The sequence below is a fragment of the Halorubrum sp. SP3 genome, assembly GCF_005435195.1.
Lineage (GTDB): Archaea > Halobacteriota > Halobacteria > Halobacteriales > Haloferacaceae > Halorubrum > Halorubrum sodomense.
Genome location: NZ_SGTU01000145.1, coordinates 1 through 963, shown reverse-complemented (window position 1 = coordinate 963; position 963 = coordinate 1). Strand labels below are relative to the sequence as shown.

The 963-nt window shown below is 44.4% G+C and carries 1 protein-coding gene; it reads left to right on the top strand.

What is annotated here, in order from left to right; all coding sequences use genetic code 11:
- Positions 1-201: 201 nt before the first annotated feature.
- The gene (locus tag EXE42_RS15925; RefSeq protein ID WP_137706951.1) at positions 202-840 is read left to right on the top strand and encodes a hypothetical protein; all 639 of its coding nucleotides are present in this window, start codon (positions 202-204) and stop codon (positions 838-840) included.
- Positions 841-963: the final 123 nt, after the last annotated feature.

The following is a 963-nucleotide window of genomic DNA, read 5'->3' as shown; positions in this document are numbered from 1 at the left end:
TCGATCACGACGTGGGGCGAGCTATTTCTGAGCGAAGATGTCGATCCGAGCCTCGATGTGCCGGTTCCGAGTCCGCGGCCGCCGCATGCTACAAGGCCCGATTGGTGGGCAGGATTCTGAGATTTGTTATACGGTAGCGATATCGTAGGCGCTGGTTTGTATCCTTAAGATTAATTTACCGGGTCGTGTTCGCGTATCATCATGACCGACCAATCGGCACAATACAGCGTTACCCCAATTATAGAAGATCCACAGCTGGACCGTGGAGACGATTTATGGTTAGATATCTATTTTTCAGGTAATGGTAGCATAGATCACAACAAGCTACACATTCAGTTCCCATTTGCTGACGTTTTTGAGGACGGTGGAAGCGAATTTGTTCAAACAATTAGCGACAATGGTGGCACCGACAAGATTAGAGAAAATGCCTCTAACGTCGGTTATACTATCGGATTGAAAGAAGCCCATTTTCAATATGACGAATCATCTGATTCACCAGAGGAGTTCGGTCGAATTGGGGGAGAAAGAGATCATTCAGGTAATCCACCATTGCTAGTGAAGCTAAGTACAAAACAAGAAGCCAGACCCGGAAATTATACTATCCCAATTACGTTTACCTATCAAGATTCGAATGGAAATGTCAATCAAGATTATAAAGAAGCGTCATTTCATGTGAATTCTTGGCAAGAAGAAAATAGTGAGATTCTAAAGAAGATCGCTGTAATTGCGGCCGCAGCTACTGTACTATCGGTTGTTGGAGGCCCAATAGTGGATGTTATAGAGTGGATCTATCAACTGATATTACAGGCAATATCATTCTATGGTGGTATTCTTAACTAGATCTACCTGATTAAGTTCCTCAGCGCTTCCATTAGCCATTGTGAGGGTGTAGCGATCGCGATGAAGGTAATCTGTCTCAGCAGTGACCGTAAGTATGCCCTCATCTGACTCGAAACCGTCTGT